Here is an 896-nt window from a genome sequence, read left to right on the forward strand (position 1 = left end):
ATATTTTAAGGCATATAGATGGCTTTGAAATTAGTCCAGGTTGGCCAAGTGATGGAGAGTATTTTAAATATAGTCCTTTAGGGAAGTATAAGACTCTTCCAGAGGATTATCTTGAACTGAGAGTTGGATTTAATTTTGAGAAAGCGTATAGTAAAATGTTTGTTTCAGTTGAGAGAAAAATAGCTGATGGTACGAAGTTATGGATGGTCAACAAATATAATCCAAACACTAAAATGATCACAAAGTCAATTCAGATTGTATTATCAGGAAAAGAGGATAGTTATATTGAAGATGAGGCCCAAGTGAAATCCTATCTAGAGCAGTACGGTATTACTGCCAAGGACTTGGATTCTTACTACGACGAAATCGTCAACCAAAAAGTCTTGAAAGACTGGAGCTCGATTTATGACAGTAAGTACTCGCCAAGCAATTATGGCGATATCAAGATTGAAACCCAGTGGGAGAATTGGTGATAGGTCATGCAGACTTTACCCACCAGTCCATTACTATGGCTACTCATCTTAATCCTAATTAAGTTCAGTTAGCTGATGTCTATGGCGGTAGAGAGCATGTCAAGGACCTTTCAGACTGGGAGGGAGACACGACCTTTAACGCTACGGATAAGAAACCAAGTATTGGTGAGGATGATTACAAGGCAGACCTTGATTCAGTCAATCTTATCGGCCGCATGCAAGAGGGGCAATCCTATGATCAAGCTATATCTTCTTACTATGCTGACCTTCAGAAGGATTCGACTCTGAGAGAAAGAGAATTCTTGAAAAATAAAGATTGGAAACAAGTCAGAAGCACTATCTATGCCAGCATCCTTCCACTAGAGGTTATGGAAAAAGGGGAAGATGCCATTAAAGTATATATCGAAAGTAACTATCCAGGTG

The 896-nt window shown here is 39.1% G+C and carries 1 protein-coding gene; it reads left to right on the forward strand.

Going from position 1 to position 896, the window contains the following annotated elements:
* On the forward strand, window positions 1-473 hold a 473-nt coding region (locus ADH52_RS01275), incomplete at its 5' end, for a TipC family immunity protein (RefSeq protein ID WP_049509604.1).
* Window positions 474-896 lie beyond the last annotated feature (423 nt).

The sequence above is a fragment of the Streptococcus pseudopneumoniae genome (genome assembly GCF_001072665.1).
GTDB classification, from domain to species: Bacteria; Bacillota; Bacilli; order Lactobacillales; family Streptococcaceae; genus Streptococcus; species Streptococcus pseudopneumoniae_S.